Origin of the sequence: Chitinophaga oryziterrae (assembly GCF_009758125.1) — a bacterium.
GTDB lineage: Bacteria > Bacteroidota > Bacteroidia > Chitinophagales > Chitinophagaceae > Chitinophaga > Chitinophaga oryziterrae.
This window is the reverse complement of the sequence record NZ_WRXO01000002.1, coordinates 814,177-830,798: the sequence shown is the minus strand read 5'-3', so window position 1 is coordinate 830,798 and position 16,622 is coordinate 814,177. Positions and strand designations below refer to the sequence as shown.

The 16,622-nt window shown below is 44.0% G+C and carries 9 protein-coding genes; 1 reads left to right on the top strand and 8 read right to left on the bottom strand.

The window, feature by feature from the left end:
• Positions 1–142 precede the first annotated feature (142 nt).
• The 4 genes from GO495_RS11030 to GO495_RS11015 all read right to left on the bottom strand — a co-directional run bounded on the left by GO495_RS11030 (position 143) and on the right by GO495_RS11015 (position 7,631).
• Positions 143–1,255, bottom strand: a complete 1,113-nt coding sequence (locus GO495_RS11030; protein WP_157299727.1) for a TFIIB-type zinc ribbon-containing protein — start codon at positions 1,253–1,255, stop codon at positions 143–145.
• A 3-nt stretch (positions 1,256–1,258) separates the two neighbouring features.
• The gene (locus GO495_RS11025) at positions 1,259–2,374 is read right to left on the bottom strand and encodes an SPFH domain-containing protein (protein WP_157299726.1); all 1,116 of its coding nucleotides are present in this window, start codon (positions 2,372–2,374) and stop codon (positions 1,259–1,261) included.
• A gap of 80 nt (positions 2,375–2,454) precedes the next feature.
• Positions 2,455–6,069, bottom strand: a complete 3,615-nt coding sequence (locus GO495_RS11020; RefSeq protein WP_157299725.1) for a TraB/GumN family protein — start codon at positions 6,067–6,069, stop codon at positions 2,455–2,457.
• Positions 6,070–6,164: 95 nt separating this feature from the next.
• On the bottom strand, positions 6,165–7,631 hold the full coding sequence (locus GO495_RS11015; RefSeq protein ID WP_157299724.1) for an RICIN domain-containing protein: 1,467 nt from the start codon (positions 7,629–7,631) through the stop codon (positions 6,165–6,167).
• Positions 7,632–8,121: 490 nt separating this feature from the next.
• Here GO495_RS11015 and GO495_RS11010 point away from each other — a divergent pair, with 490 nt between their 5' ends.
• Complete coding sequence (locus GO495_RS11010) at positions 8,122–8,733, top strand: Crp/Fnr family transcriptional regulator (protein ID WP_170302659.1); 612 nt, start codon at positions 8,122–8,124, stop codon at positions 8,731–8,733.
• A gap of 599 nt (positions 8,734–9,332) precedes the next feature.
• On the opposite strand, the gene GO495_RS11005 is transcribed toward GO495_RS11010, so the two are convergent.
• The 4 genes from GO495_RS11005 to GO495_RS10990 all read right to left on the bottom strand — a co-directional run bounded on the left by GO495_RS11005 (position 9,333) and on the right by GO495_RS10990 (position 16,601).
• A complete protein-coding gene (locus GO495_RS11005; protein WP_157299722.1) occupies positions 9,333–10,424 on the bottom strand; it encodes an amidohydrolase family protein in 1,092 nt (363 codons plus the stop codon).
• 335 nt (positions 10,425–10,759) lie between these two features.
• A complete protein-coding gene (locus tag GO495_RS11000) occupies positions 10,760–11,878 on the bottom strand; it encodes a TlpA disulfide reductase family protein (RefSeq protein WP_157299721.1) in 1,119 nt (372 codons plus the stop codon).
• A 12-nt stretch (positions 11,879–11,890) separates the two neighbouring features.
• Complete coding sequence (locus GO495_RS10995) at positions 11,891–13,303, bottom strand: RagB/SusD family nutrient uptake outer membrane protein (RefSeq protein WP_157299720.1); 1,413 nt, start codon at positions 13,301–13,303, stop codon at positions 11,891–11,893.
• Positions 13,304–13,313: 10 nt separating this feature from the next.
• Complete coding sequence (locus GO495_RS10990) at positions 13,314–16,601, bottom strand: SusC/RagA family TonB-linked outer membrane protein (protein ID WP_157299719.1); 3,288 nt, start codon at positions 16,599–16,601, stop codon at positions 13,314–13,316.
• Positions 16,602–16,622: the final 21 nt, after the last annotated feature.

The window sequence follows — 16,622 nt, the reverse complement described above, 5'->3', positions numbered from 1 at the left end:
CCCAAAAGTCAGACGCTTTTGGGGGCATTTCAGTATGATACAACCTCTTTTCATTTGGATACCTGATGGAGACTTATGGTCATTTAGACGATCCTCAGGCCCTTTATTTATTTTTGAAACCTCTTAAAAAAATTTTATGCGTTTATTGTTTAAAGCAATAGATAAGAATAATGATAAGCAACAGCGCTGCTATTACAGTGAGTGTAATTTTAACGGCACTATAAGGACGTTCTCCTACTACTTCCCCGGTACAGGCATTGATAGTGAAATGATATAGTTTATTATTGTATTTATAAGCACTGATCCAGGCGGGTAAAAGCAGGTATTTGAGTGCAAGGTCATGATAAGTTACATCGTAATTACTGATGGTTTGCTCATCCCCTCCTATATCATTACAGATAGTATCCCGGATGTCAGGGTCCATACGGTTTTTAGCCTCTTCCAGTCCTTCTTCCGGCTTTATCTGGTAAAGTTCTGAACGAAAACCGCTTACATATTGCTCGTTATAATGCACAAGCGCTTCCATACGCCACGGTTCCAGACGATTAGCTACTTTCTGCGGCAGTGAATTACTGGCGGAAATAAGTATGTCATTGAACGTATTCATCACTGTACCACTGGCATAACTCCAGGAGGTATGACGTACCTGCCGGGTACGGGTAACATCTTTGCCGTCAACAGTTTCCGTATAGGTTTCCGTTTCGTAATAGTAGTCGCCACGACGACCTTCATAATCGGTAGTTGTATTAGCATCATAACTCCAGTGCGGGATATATACACCTTTGAACTGGCGTGCATCGCTGGTAACCATTTTAGACAGGTCCGAAGGGGCAAACCATAATTTGCTCAGCCATTTACGGAAGCTCTCTGAGGCCTGTTGCTGCGGGACTAAAAACGGTAATACGTAATGTGGCTTTACCAGTTGTTTGTTCTCTGCCTCACTGAGCACCAGCGGACTGGTACAAAAGACACAGTTATCTGAGTTGACCTCGGGCGGCAAAGTGGTTGCAGCCCCACAGTTTTTGCAGGAAACCACTTTTTCCGTTTGTTGGTCCACATTGCCCTTATTGTTGTCAATAAAGGTCTGATAATCAAAAGAAACAATGGGACTATTGTCCGTACCGGCAATTTCATTTGTAGTACCGCAATAAGTACATTGTAGCTGATGGGTACCAGGTGCAAAATGCAAGGTGGCACCGCAGTTACTGCATTGAAGCGAGGTATTAAGGATGGCGGTTTGTTCGGCCTGAGGCATAGTTTATACGCTGGGTAAAGGTGGTGGTACATTGTTAAATAAATCTGCCAGTTCAGGGACAGTGCTGGCAACAGCCCATGCGGCCATTCCTTTTTTCCATACCTGACTTTGCTGATTGATAGTGCCGGCAGCTACCAGTTGTGATAACTGTTCCATGGTATAAGGACCTGCCTGCTGACCATTCACTGCGGCGAAGAACTGGACTGCTCCGGGTAATGGTGGCGGGCCGTCATTAGCTTGTTGCTGTTGTACCGTATTAGGCTGGAATATATTGCCTAACTGGCCACCTATGGCCATCCCCACACCGGCGCCCAGGCCAGCGCCTGCAAGGCCTCCCCCATTCGGGTTGCTGGCTGCCTGTTCCATCGCATTGGCCGCCTGAAACTGTGCATAAGCGCCCAGATTGCCAACAATGCCCATGCTGCTGCGTTTGTCCATTACGGCTTCTACTTCCGGCGGCAGAGAGATATTCTCAATCAGGAACTTGGTAAGTTCCAGCCCCAGCTCATTAAATTCAGGTTGTATCTTAGTGGTAATAAGTGCAGAAACTTCGTCGTAATTGGCTGCCAGATCAAGTACAGGAATTTTCGCCTGCGCAATGGCATCCATACCACGGGTAATAGCGACGTTGCGTAATTGCTCGTTCACCCCTTCTACCGTAAATTCAGGGTTAGTAGCCGCTACTTCTTTTATAAATTTACCGGCATCCTGCACGCGGAAGGCAAAGCTACCGAAAGCACGAAGACGTACCGGGCCGAATTCTGCATCACGTAACATTACCGGATTACGGGTCCCCCATTTCTGGTTCACAAACTGACGGGTACTTACAAAAAATACATCTGCCTTATAAGGACTGTTAAATCCATATTTCCAGCCTTTCAGCGTGGTGAGGATAGGCATATTTTCTGTGGTCAGCGTATACATTCCTGGTTTAAAAACATCCGCTATCACCCCTTCATTCATGAATACAGCTAACTGCGATTCACGCACCGTAAGTTTGGCGTTCATCTTAATTTCATTCTGGTAGCGCGGAAATTTCCAGACAATGGTGTCGTTGGATGTATCCACCCACTCTATAATATCAATGAATTCGTTCCGGAGTTTGTCAAAAAGTCCCATATATGAGGTTTTTATAGAGGATGAAATTAAGTTAAAGTGGGTATATTTTACATGGCTGTGCTAAAATATATCCACAGGTATCAATTTGTCTCTGCACGCTCTTCTTCCAGGTAATCTTTATAGGCTTTCATGGCCTCAGCAGAGAGTTTCTTCTTGTCTGTCACGGTACTTATTTCACTGATCACATGAATCAGCGCCGGTTCAGTATTGAGTTTTGCGGGATCCTGCGGATGAGGGCCGTTCAATACATATTCCCAGTCTTCACTCTCACTTTCATCGCTTTTATAGCGGTACAATATGAGCCATTCGGCGGGTCGTTTTCCCTGCTGCACCTTTACGCGGGTTACCTGTTCAACGTCAGTGATGGTGTAATCTTCGGACATGTAATAAGATACATAGCTGCGTCCCAGCAGTTCCTGGGTAAGCAGGTGACGGATCTGAGACAGCTGTCCGGCATTTTGTACCGCCTGGATAAATGTGTATGCTACGTCATTATCTGCAAGAATACTGTTGAGTGTTTTATCATCAACATTGATGCCTTTGTTCATTAACCCACGTGCCCCGAGGGTACGCAACATCATCACGGTATCCGCCAATAGTTGTCTGAAGCCTGTTGCCGAGGAAGCAGGCATACCAGGTAACGCGAGTATCCTGCCAATGCTCAGTAGTCCGCTCTGCAGCTTCCAGTCGTTATCTTCATCCGTTTCCCTGTTTTTCCATTCTGTTAACCGATGTTCAAACTGTTGCATGATGCCAGGCAACAGGCGTTCAAGACCATACCGGCCAAACTGTGGGGAAAGCCATAATGAATCATTGCAGGTATAGGTGGTAAAAGCCTGCAGAAAACTCACGGACCGTTCTGCAGTGGTGATCATGGCAGGCATGTATTTTTGGTACAGACTATCATCTTTGAAAGAGTAGGAGAAAATATTGCTGCCGGTAATAGTGTTTTCCGGCATTTCGGGTGCCAGGCGCAGAAATGTGCGGATAGCAGAATCCGACGTTAGTCCGGAGAGGAAGCGCAGGACCCTTTCTTTATCCCTGGTATCGGTCGTACTGGCGAAAAGCGTCTCAGCCGCATGAACAATATGGTCATCAGCCAGGGTTTTCAGCGATAACAGCAACTGCACTTTTGCATTATTATCACCGGTATCCGCAGGAAATGGCTTTACCAGTGCCTCTATAATAAGCCCTTTATCAGCACTGTCAGGTTCCAGATTATCCAGGTAAGCATTGGCTCTGTTAAATATTGTTGTATCGGTGCTTTGCAGGTCCTTCAAGAGCATAGACAGTTTATTTTGCTGTAACCGTAAAGTATCGGCCTTCTCCCGTATACCGGGATGAAAGGAAGCAAAAAACTGTTGTTCATAACCCGTTTGGATCACTTCTTCCGGCATAATAACAGATAAGCGGTAAATGTTATGACCAGCTACTACAGCTCTTCGATACCAATGCAGACCGGTATGACGCCCCTTCATCTCTGTTTCATATACAGGCAGCCCTTCCCAGACAGATTGTTTGTGGCCGGTAATAATAAAAGTAGTGTCTTCGGAACGCACAAACTCTTTCAGGAGGCTGTCTGGTTTGTTATGGTAGTAACGGTCATATTTGTCCACTTCTGCTACATACATGGAGTGAGATGTACTGTCCATGGCCCTGTACAAATAAACATGAACATGCGATGACCTGTTGTAATGGCCAATAGACCCGCCTGTAAATCGTTCCGGGCCCATTATAGCAAAACTGCTATCTGCTGGTACAAAGGGAATCACCGGTGCCTGTGCTTTCAAAGGAGATACATGAAAGCCATTGAGGAAGTGTTGCCAGTAACTACTGTCTGTATGTGCGCCATCATATACACAAAGCAGGAAGTATGCAAGGTTACCCCTTGGTATGAAGTGCAAACGTGATATAAAACCATTGGTATGACGATAGACCAGCTGATATAACGGCAGGCCTTCACGTTCGGTGACAGTCGAATCAATCAGCTGTAAAGTGCTGTCTTCCTGGAGTAGCATTGTACGAACGCCTTCCAGTACCTGGTTATCATTGATATTATAATAGCCCCTTTGCATTTTTTCGATCCTCAATATATATGAGATCTTATTGGCATCATCCAGACCGGAATATGCTTCTACAGGACGTACACCATCCTTGTTACCGGATGATTGTATATGGTTTACGTCCAAAGGCAGCATTGCAGAGAAGCCCAACTGCGGGCGGTTCAGCATATCATATATCGTCACAGGCCGCGCAATATCATAAAAACGTACAGATTTGAAAAAGTCTTTCCTGGAACTGCTGTCATTTTCACTGGAGTACATAAATACAAAAGCCCTGTTATTGCGGATGAACAAACGTACATAGAGCGGTGTATCTCCTTGCTTCAGCAAGGCCTCTGTACCGGGAATATTGCGGTAGGTTATGGGATAAGACCTTTGCAGTCTGGCATTACCCTGCTTTGCCATATTAGCGATCATCGTATTTACCAACTCCCGCTTATCCATTCCCAACTGAGGAATATCCATGGAAAAAGCAAACCCGACATCACTACCGTTGTTGCCTATGTACATTTTCCGGTTCATGTTGGGAATCGGATAACTAAGCGGAATACCGGGAAGCATAACGCTGTAACCGTCTGCTATTTTGTTCAGCGAATATCCTTTTATACTGTCCAGCCGCTGACGATCACGTTTTGCGCCACCTGTAAAAGTAGCTTTTACGGAGGTAACGGTATATCCTTTTGCACGAAGCAAGGATATGATACCTTTCTCCCCGGGTAAATGAGCCACACCAACAGCAGCGAACACACTGCCCTTATTTATCAATAAAGCCAGGTTGTCTGCCATCTCGAGATTACGTACGATCAGTCCGGGACCTTCATCACTATCTTCAGATCCATCGCTGTTCACGAACGCTGATATCTTTTCCAGATCAGCCTTGTAATACATGTTAACGAGTGAATCCAGGTAGTTTACCCGTGAATTGAAACGTTCTGTTTTTTCTTTCGCATCACCGCTTCCGGCATCATGGTAACCAAGGGTCCACAGGAATACCTCTTTCTGCATCTCCGAGACATCTGCACTCATAATATGCAGCTGGTTCTGTAACCTTTCCAGGCTATACACCGGTTTATGAAGGCCTGTGGCTTTCTGGTGCAGCCAGCCATCCAGGAATATATTTTCCCCTTTCTGATCAGGACCTGCGTTCCTGCCAAGCGCCTCCTCTTCATCGAGAAGCAGCTTTTCCACAAACCACATACGTTTCAGATTAAGATGTGCCAGGGGGGCGCCGGTTTTTTCGATGATCAGACTGTCTACATAATGGTACTCATCTGCTGTCAGCAGACGGCGCATATGATTAACGGTATCAAGCAATGGTCCTCCGGGCGATAACATATATGCCATTATCGAATCAAGGTCCACCTCCATGGCAAAAGCGTTAGCGTTCCGCAGTGCAATGAGTACAGAGTCACTGAACTCGAATACTCTGTTATCTGTGAGGTGCATGGTACCAAATAAGTAGGAAGGTGAAGCCATTCCCGGACCATTAATACGCCAGAGCAACTGGTAATGAGACCTGTTGTCATTCTGGGCGCGTAAAACGGTTGCTGGTACCAGCAGGGCTAACAGTATGAAAACGAGGATAAAACGTGCGGCATAACGATACCGGCGAGAGGTACAGGAATCAAACATATAACAAAAGTAATAAAGTCGGGGCAAGTACGGAATACCGGGTATTTTAATACCTTGAAACCGTTCGAATGGCTTCAAGGCATTAATCAGTTACCCTACAATGCAGTTATCTGCCACTGCTGGTTAGCACCGCTATTCCAGTTCCACTGAATAACACTACCGCCGTTAGCGGTTGACTGTCCATTTACATCCAATGAAAAACCACTGTTTCTATTCAATATCTTGTAATATCCAAAGCCTATGTCTATTATCTGCCATTGCTGATTGGTCCCCCCGGAATAATCCCATTGTATTACTGCAGCTCCCGCAGTGGTAGACTGTCCGTTAACATCCAACCCCTTACTACTATTTCTGTTGATAACGGCCGTATAGTTACTTCCTAATGCATTAAACGTCCATTGCTGATTAGCTCCTGCCCAGTAATCCCATTGATCAATGCTGGCGCCATTTGCTGTTGACTGTCCATTTACCTCTAATGATTTCCCACTATTCCTATTTAAAACTTTATAATAGCTTCCTGTAGTAAATGATGCATAAGGAGTGGTTACGGTGCCTGTACCCCATGCATATTTTAACCTGGTTAGTCCGGACGCATTATTTGTCGAAAGCGTTGTGCCACTCAGTGTAAACATACTATAAGTATCTCCTGTCCTCAACCCTGGCCAATAAATACTTCCTACGCCCAGATCATGTAAAGAATTGGTCATGCCTTGCAGGTAAGTATTATTTACATTGGAGCCTGGTGCACCGGAATAGTTCGTACCGTCTGTCATAACAGTACCGAATTCTGTCACAATTGTTCTTGCAGGGTAGGTAAGGGATTTTACCGGCCGTTCCCAATCGGCCGTTGTTGTTTTACTTGTTTCAAACCAGGTATAATCATGAAACGAAAGCATACAGCTATCAAAGCGGCTATCAGCCCCTATTGTATTTACATCCGAAGAATATCCCACGCCATCCAGCACAAATCTGTTTTTGGGTACACCAGGATATCTGGTCACAAACTGATTATACAAATTTTTTAAATCGGTAGAATTATAACCATGAGGTTCATTAAATACTTCGAAATAGATTAACGCATTTGATCTGTAATTAGCGACTATTGTATCCCACATCTGCCAGAAAGTAGTACTGTTATCAATCAGGCCATCTCTGGAAGAAGCGCCTTCCCAGTACCCTAATAATACTTTCATATTTTTAGAAGATGCTTTGTTAATGCTCCCTTTGTAGGATTGCCACCAGGTATCCAACACGGTTGCAGGATTGACAGGCAAGCGTACTGTATTTACACCGGCAGCCTGAAACCCGGTTAATATGTTGTCTGCTTTAGTTTGAATAGTAGCGTAGCTGTCGGTAGCCGTAGTGCCGGACAAGACAAGCTTATCATCAGCAAAATTGTCCCGGCTGTCTGCCCAGTTAACACCTTTGAAATCTACAGATGTCAGCGCTGCGGCTAATGCTATTGCATTTGAAGAGGAGTCTTTTTCAAGACTTTCATGTATGTCTTTTTTACAGGCAAAAAAGAGCATTGCAATGCTAAGAAGTGGAATTGTTGTTTTCATACGTGGATTATTTAATTATAAATATCAGGATGTTACATGGGTGATATTTTATGCCTGCATCAACCAATCTGCGGGTTATCAAACGAGAAAAAATTTCAATACAGCACTGCGATCAGTGATTATTAATTGTAAAATATACAATTAAATTTAACAACTATGCTTCAGCCCGCAAAATCTTTATTTTGCGTTATGTTGTTAAGTCTGGCCAATTGGGAGAATATTTGATTTGCACTATTTATAAAATCAGCACAAGGCATTCACATGCGCACGGTATGGAGGCTTATCAGAAAATTATGGAAGAAAACCCCATCACACGGCAGGGATAATGCATTGTGCAATCTCTTGTTTTATTGCTTTCCAGGTTGTTACTACAAAGACGGGGCTAACGGAGCCTTTTATGTGTTGCCCCAAACGTATCGGGGGGATATTAGTTACTTTTGACAGCCTGTAAGAAACATGCCCCAAAAGTCTTATTTTAGATTTAATGAATATGAAACCACGGCCTGCCAAAGAGGAGTTAATCCCATTACTCCAGATGTTAGACACATTTCATCCTGTGGGCCAGGGTGTTAAGCAGCATTTGTTAAAAAAGGTTTATTTCCGTAATGTTCCAAAGGGCAGGTATTTGTTGCAGGATGGGGAAATATGCCACTCCCTTTATTTTATCAAAAAAGGGTTGCTAAGGGGTTTTATTAAGGAAAACAATAAAGAGATCACCACATGGTTTGCTGTAGAAAATGAAATGGCAGCGGCCATCCGCAGCTTTTTATTGCAGATAGCCACTATAGAAAATATTCAGGCTGCTGAAGATTGTGAACTGCTGGCTATTGATTTTTCCGATTTGAATAAAATGTACCAGAAGTATCCTTCGTTTAATATTATCGGCCGAAAAATAACAGAGTTTCATTATACATCCGCCGATATCAGGGCATATATTACCCGGCTGCACGACGCGAAAAAAAAATACGCACTTTTCCTGGAATCATATTCCCATCTTGCCAACCGGGTACAGCTTACCCATGTAGCCTCTTTTTTGGGTATAACCATTGAAACATTAAGCAGGGTACGGGCCAAAACTTCCACACGGAAAAGATTAAAATAACCTTTACATGGCAAATAAACGCCTCTAACAGAATTAAAAGTTTTTGATATATGTCAAAAAAAACGCCTTGATCAACAATTTTATCTATTGAAGAGAATTCCCTTAAAGCCTTTCTGCACTTGCCTTACGAATCCCAGACCTGATATGTAAATACGAAAAACGGCTTTGAACACAGTCTTCCACTGTTGTTGGTGTATCGTTAATTCTTTCTACTTTTAAATCTCATTACTACACAATAGCACCTTGCTGCAAATATTTTGGAGAGACAGATGAAATATTGTCATGAAAAAGAGAAGATGCCATTTATCATAGTGAATACGCCAGCAAAAGGTCCTGTTTTTTTTACCGATGAAGAAATGCTGAGAGGTAGGTTTTCAAGACCTGCATTTATAAAATGTACCTATACCTATGAATACCTATAAAAAGGGTACCTGTACTTTTGATACTGGTTTACTTTTTTAACAGCCTGTTTTATTTACTCAAAAGGGAACAAGGCACTGGAAAAAAAAGAATGGTTTTCGATTTTCCCTCTTCGGTGTCTGTTCCCTGCTGAGTAAGTTTATAGATTGGTAAGGTTAAAATCGATCAGCCAGTCAATCCTATTCAAACTGACTTTTATCGATCCCCGGAATAATTCTCAAAGCATTTTTGTAGTACACTTTTTTCAATATTTCATCGGGTAATTCCATGCCGTACATTCGCCAGAAAGCGTGGTATTTCTTATGATAGGGGAAGTATTCGTCTGCTGTTTCCAGCACGCGGAAATAAGTCGTGTATTCATCCGGTTGCCAGGAATCTTTACCGAACAAGATTCTGTCCTGATACTTCTCAAAGAATTGTCGCGCCATTTTAGGTTGTCTTCCCAGCTCTGCTATCACTGCTCCAAATTCCACATACATGTTAGGTATCTGGTCCATCAGCTGAGATAATTGCGACAGATTATTTGCGTACCAGCCAAAGTGGGCATTAATAAATGTCGTGTTGGGATGTTTCCTGAACATACGATGTTCTTCTTCAATGATCTGTTCCCAGGGTGCCGGATTCGTATTACTGCGTTTACGACCGGGATGGGTAATCAACTCTAACCAGCGTTCGTTATTATAATCTGCAGATTGCCAGAACTGTCTGGGGTCAGCAGCATGAATAAGCACCGGGATCTTCATTCTGCCACACTGGTCCCAGATAGCATCCAGTCGCGGATCATCAATGGCTACCCGTTTGCCGGTATTATCATTTACACTAAGTCCTAAATTCTTAAACACTTTCAGACCATTGGCACCATTCTTCACATCTTCCTTTAACTGCAGCACAGCTTTTTCCGTCCAGCCATCCTCTCCTATTCCATTAAAATCAATATTTGCGAATATGATAAACCGTGCAGGCGCCTTACTCTTTATATTGTCTACCTGAGCCTTCAGGCGACGGCCATTGCCCCCGCTAAGGTTCACCATTACTTTCATATTCAGTGCATCCATATCCTGCAACAAATCCTTCAGGTTACCGGATGCCAGGCCATCCTGATGGTTATGTACATCAATGAAAGGAAACTTTGCCCTTGTCAGTTTATGTTCCGGCACTACCAGCGAAGAGGGAGGATTATACTTTTCAAAATCAATGACAGGCTGTTCCTGGGCATATGATGTAACAACAGCACCTAACAGGGCAGGGACAAGGAAAGATAGTTTGCGCATATGGCTACAGATGGTTTAAACTAAATTTATAAAAAGATGAGCGGTATTGAAAGCAGGATATTATAAGCGGCAGATTTCAAATTTTATCTTAAAAAAATTCAGGAAAATGCCTGACTCTTGCCTTGAAAAACAGGACAACCGGTTGAAGTGATAAGGGTGAAATTATAAAAGGACCGGCGACTATAGAGCAGATAGTATCTTTAGACAGGCTGCCGGTGTATGAACTGATGAATCAATCTTAAACAAAAAGCCCCCTGGTTTAAACCAGGAGGCTTTTGTTTAAGTAGGCATCCATTCCAGCCTACTAGCGATGGTTGGTATTGGATAGGTTATGGTTATTGGGCAAATAGTTGTTCCAGTTTATCCAGCAGTGCATCTCCACGTAAGTTCACAGCTACGATCACACCTTTGGAGTTCACCAATGCATTCTGAGGAATAGCATTGATACCATACATCTGCGCTATAGGATCTTTAAATCCGGCAACCAGTGAAGACACATGATACCATGGCATCCCGTCTTTCCGAATCGCTGCTTTCCATTTATCTGCATTATCATCCAGCGATACACTTATAATGTTCAGTCCTTTTGGATGAAATTGCCCGTATGCCTTTACAACTGTAGGGTTTTCTGCGCGGCAAGGCGTACACCAGCTGGCCCAGAAGTCGACCAGGGTATAGGTACCTTTATCCATTACTTCCCGGAGAGACAGTTTTGTTCCTTCCGGCGTGGTGGATTCGAAATTCTTCACCGGAGTACCAACCTGCATATTTCTTGACCCATTGATCTTCTTTTCGAAATCTATTCCCTCAGCAGATGTTCTCAGTGTCAGATCAAGTTTCTGGAAATGCGGCATCACTTCGCTGTAATTGATGAACGTACCCGCAGTCATCTTCAACAGGTAAAAGGAGAGCGTGGACTTTGGATGCTTATCGATGAAGGCATACGTCAGGTCCTTTTGTTTCTGCAACAGTTCTCTGCGTCTTGCAGTAATTTTACGTGCTTCTTCATCCCTGCGGGAAGCCTCAGGAATAGGCATCCAGCGGTTTCTCAGACTGGTCTCTTCGCTCTGCACAGGGATCAGTTTAGCATATAGGTCATGGTATTCTACGGCTTTTTCATTGCCTTTAACTTTTGCGTACTTGATGGAATCGCCGGCAATAAGCTCTATTGTTTTTCCACCGGCAATATATACCTGGATATAATCTGCAGGTATTCCATCACCCACCCGGATCATTGCAAATCCGGGTTCTTTTAATGATCCGGAAACAGAGAACTCTCCATCTTTCACCGTTGTGTTGACTGGTTTTCTGTAACTCCCTGTTACGATCATGACGTCTGCGTTGTTTCGGGAAGGATTCATTTTTCCATGAATGGTAAAGGCCATGCTGTCCTGGGCATTGGAGTGCAGCGCTATAGCAAGCATATTTCCAGCTAATAATAAATATCGTTTCATAATAATCAGGTTTTATAAGTCGTATCCATCATTCTGTTTAATCGACGGGTTCGCCAGTATGTCAGCAAATGGAATTGGGTATAGCTGGTCGCTGGTAGTCCAGTTAGGTTTGTCTTTTAGTATGATGTTGGCCTTGTCTGTACGTTTCAGGTCCAGCCAGCGATGGCCGAGTTCTGAAAACATCTCCAGCCTTCTCTCCCGGGCAATAGCGTCCAGGAGGTCTGATTGTGTAATTGCCGGATCTGTAGGTGTTAACAACCCGGCCCGACTTCTGATAGCATCAAGATCGCTGATAGCGTTGCCCAGATCATTATTTTCGGCCCTTGCTTCCGCACGGATGAGATATATCTCAGCAAGGCGCAGGAAAACCAGCGCTTCTGTTTTAACAGTAGCAGTACCGCTGATCACTTTATATTTATATGGATAACTGTACGTTTTTGTAACACCTGCTGTAGTGATATTCACGCTCTTGATCCAGTTACTAAGACGGAGATCATCAGCGGAGAAAGCGCTGTACAACGCGGGAGTGATCGGATAATTGGGAACTGAAGTCGCTGTTCCGGGAACAAAAGCAGATCCATCCCATGTAGGTACAGCTGTTCCGGGATTCATCAGTTGCAGTACCACCTCTTTACTGGTAAGCAGGAAAACATTGTTCAATGTGGTTTCCAGGCGATACAACGGTGTACCGTCCGCTTGGGCTTCAATAACTTCTGTAGCCATCAACTCAGCATCCGTCCAGTTCTTTTGATAGAGATATACTCTTGCAAGAAAAGCAGAAGCAACAAACCTGTTGGCACGGATGCGCTGTGTGCCCATATAACTTTCGCCCAGGTTGGTACGTGCATATTGAAGGTCTTCCTCAATCTGTTTGTACACCTGTACCATAGGAGTACGGGGTATCTTATTATTGGTTATATAATCAGTCCCTAGGATCAAAGGCACATCTCCATACAGGTTTATAAGGTAGAAGTAATTCACTGCCCTTATAAAACGTGCTTCCGCCAGGAATTGTATTTTGGCTCCTGCTGAGATACCGGCTGATTTTGGCACGTTTTCAATCACCTGGTTAGCCACATAAATCAGGTTATAAAAAGCGCCCCAGTAATAATTCGTAATCGCTGTGTTGGAGCTATTGATGTTATTGTTGTAAAGGTCGGCATAGGCAGCCGTAGTAGAAGATACTATCAGTTCATCTGCACTGGCGCCCAGACCAGCCGACACCGCACCACCAAAAGCGTAGTTGGAGGTCTTCACCATATTGTTATACAATCCGCGTACTACAGAAGCTGCTTTAGTCTCGGTAGCGAAAGCTGCTTCCGCGGTAATGGTATCAATCGGTTCGTCTACGGCTACAAATTTCGTACAACCACTTGCCAGAAGGCATATGATCAGTAATGTTTTTTTATATCGATTCTTAAACATAGTTGAGTAATTAGAGTGAAATTTGTAAACCACCAGTGATTGTGCGCAGCGGCGCCATTCTTGTATAGTTCTGGATCTCGGGATCTCCCCCTTTATATGGTGTAATTACGAACAGGTTCTGTGCCGACATATACAGGCGGGAGGAACGGACATGCACTGCATTAAGCCATGAAGCTGGCAGACTGTAGGAGAGATTCACGTTTTTCAAACGCAGGAACGATGCGTCTGTAAGTATACCATCCGAGAAGCGGAAAGCATAGAAACCTTGTAAACCGTTAATCTGACCCGCTGAGGTTGTAAATTTCTGCACATCAGTTACATCTCCCGGCTTCTGCCATCTGTCCAATGCCAGTACCGGTACGTTATAAGCCATACCCGGTGGATTATAGACGTTATTTCCCTTCCAGCTGGTCCCCAGTTGCTTGGTAAACTGGAAAAAGAAGCTGAGATCAAATCCTTTGTAGCTGAAGGTATTATTGATTCCCCCATAATAACGGGGATCGGTGTTCCTTCCAGGAACAAAGTCGGGTGTTCCTCCGACGCCGTCATTATTCCGGTCTTTAGCAGCATACAGACCGGTAGTTGGATCTACACCAAGGAATTGCATGGCCATTACCTGGTTCAGAGAACGGCCAATAGAATATTTGGTAGCGTAACTGGAGGTTGCCAGGTTGGGATATTTCTTCAGGTAATTCTTTGGAATAGTAATATTAAAATCTGTTGTCCATTTGAATTTGCCGTCCAGGTTGCGTGATGTCAGCGTAATCTCCCATCCTTTGTTCACCACTTCCACACCTGCGAGATTGGAAAAAATAGAGGAAAAGCCGGTAGAACGAGCTAAAGGATAACTTACGAGTGGCTCGGAAGACAGGTTATAATAAAATGAGGTAGTAAGCATCAGCCTGTCTTTGAAGAAACCCAGTTCCAGCGCGATTTCTTTTTTCTTACTTTTCTCCCAGTGCAGGTCCGGATTAAAAAGTTTAGTAGGCAGCAGGGTGGTAGAATCTCCGTATGATGTACCTGCTCCCCAGGTGTCGAGATACATATATTCCCCTATCTGGTCATTGCCTGTCACACCATAGCTGCCACGTAGTTTACCATAACTAAGGGAAGGTATATTTGCGGCCCATTTTTCATTACTGAATAACCATGCAGCACCTATTGCACCAAAGTTTGAGAACCTGTATTCAGGGCCAAAACGGCTGGAGCCATCACGCCGACCGGTAAAGTTGACGATATATTTATTAGCTACGTTATAGTTAAGACGTCCGAAAAAGGCCTGATAGTTATATTGCTCAAAGTCATTGGTCCCGCTAAAGGTCGCAGCTCCGGTCAGAGAGCCAATAAGATCATCATTTGAATAACCATTACCCGTAACCGTTAACCTGTTCTTCTCTGTTTTGTTGAAAGTAGCGCCAGCCAAGGCTGTCAATTTACCTTTCCATATTGGTCTGGTATATTCTGCCTGTGGTTCTATGATCCAGGTTTTGAAATTGCCGGAACCAAAAACAGCAGCACCTGCCAGGTTAGACTTTGAAGGGTTTTGCGCAGACATCGGTGTCATACGTTTATCGTCTGTAGCCGTATAGTTATATCCAATGCTGCTACGGAGGACCAAACCATTCAGAACATTATAATTCAACAGGAGGTTCACGTTGAGATTGTTCATGTTGGCAAGGTATTTTTGTTTCAGTTGTGACATTGGATTATCACGTCCATTATTGTAGCCTCCTTCGTTCCAGGCAAGATTTCCTGCCGTATCGTAAATTTGAAAATTTGGAGGAAGAAGAATAGCGCTGGCTAAATCTACCGCCAAGAGATTACTCTTACTCATGGAATACATACCAGATAAACCAGCTGAAAATTTCTTGTTGGCAGATGTTGTATAGGTATTAAAGTTGAGGGAGAGGCGGTCGCTGGAAAAATCTCCGGGCCATACAGTACCTTCTTTATGATATCCTGCACCCATCCGGTATTGTGTGGCCATATTGCCCCCCGAAACATTTACCTGTGCATCTGTTGCAGCAGCAGCATCACCCGCGAACATCTTACCAAAATCGGTGTAACGGGTTTGATCAAATAGCAGTAAGTCAGCAGCATTCGCGTTTGTTTTAGTGATGTTGTCGTTTGCAAATGCCTCCTTCCTCATGGCCAGGTATTGTTCAGTATTCAGCATGGTTGCCATACGGGTAACGCGGCTTACACCAGCGTACACGTTAGCATCTATCTTCATCTGCCCTGCCTTTCCTTTTTTTGTTGTAATCAGCACCACACCGTTTGCGCCACGGGAACCATAGATAGCAGTAGCATCCGCATCTTTTAACACGTCTATGCTTTCGATATCGGCAGTATTTATTCCTGCCAATGCGCTAAGTCCTTCTCCGGTTACCACACCGAATGGGCCGCTGATATTATTCATACGATCATTAGCCCCCGCCATAGGCACACCGTCCACAATGACAAGTGCCTGATCAGAAGTAATATCCTTATCGAAGTTAGTACGACCGCGAACCTGGATGTTCAGACGCGCACCGGGAACACCGGAAGTCTGGCTAACTACCATCCCCGGAATACGGCCTTCAAGCGCCTGCATTACATTCCCTACCGGTTGTTTCTCTATCTCTTTAGAAGAGATAGAGGATACTGCACCAGTGGATAACTGGCGCTGCTCAGTATAATATCCTTTATTGATAGTTACGCCTTTTAACTCTGATGTTACCGGCTGTAACAGGATGACCATTTTAGCAGCCACCTTATGCTGTTGTTCTGCAAAACCCAGAAAAGATATTATCATCACAGCGTTGTGTGACACCCCCGATAATATGAAACTACCTTTTGAGTTGGTATACGTAGCCAGCGTGCTGTTTTTCACTTTGATAGAAGCGCCGGCCAGGGTTCCGCCATCCGCAGACATTACCATACCGCTGATATCTATTAGACTGTCTGCCTGCGGTGTGTTATTGTTGTTAGGGCGAGGTGTTATTACAATATTTTTCCCCGAAATATAATAGCTGAATGGCTGGTTGTTTAATACGGTTTCCATCACCGTCGTGAGTGGTGCGTTTTTTACCTGTATATCAACAGTAATAGCACGAACCGCTCCTTCATTGTAAATAAATCCGTAGCCGGATTGTTTTTCGATTGCTGAAAAGACTTTTGTAATAGCGGTGTTACGCAGATCAAGCGTAATTCCTCCCTGCCTTGCACTGGCGGGAAGATGCATTAATGTAAACAATACAAATAATAGACATGACCTCCCCCTGCTCCTTATACCGGAGCCTGAAACATTTTTCATCATTAAGCGATAATTGGTTGATTA